The 293-nt window shown below is 63.1% G+C and carries 1 protein-coding gene; it reads right to left on the reverse strand.

The features are described from left to right. Window positions 1-87: 87 nt before the first annotated feature. Window positions 88-293, reverse strand: a 206-nt coding sequence (locus H2O73_RS20830) for a DUF444 family protein (RefSeq protein ID WP_182110778.1), incomplete at its 5' end; no start/stop codon positions are given.

Below are 293 nucleotides of genomic sequence, written 5' to 3' on the forward strand. Positions count from 1 at the left end.
CGCGATCTCTCGCTCGAATTCGGCGAGTACCTCGAAGTTCCAGTCGGACCCCGTGGCGATGGGCTTGCGTCGGGTCATCTTGCCTCCTCAGCCGCCGGCGACGCGGCGCTTGAAAAGCTCGCGAAACACCGGATAGATATCTCCGGCCTCGACGATCTGGCGCATGGCGAAACGCGCCGGGAACTCGGCCGCCACGCTCTCGTACTCCTCCCACAGCGCCTGGTGCGCGTGAGGGGTGATCTCCACATAGGTGAAGTACTGCAGGCGCGGCATCAACTTCTTGACCAGCAGAT

This window comes from Vibrio marinisediminis (assembly GCF_014050145.1).
GTDB classification, from domain to species: domain Bacteria; phylum Pseudomonadota; class Gammaproteobacteria; order Enterobacterales; family Vibrionaceae; genus Vibrio; species Vibrio marinisediminis.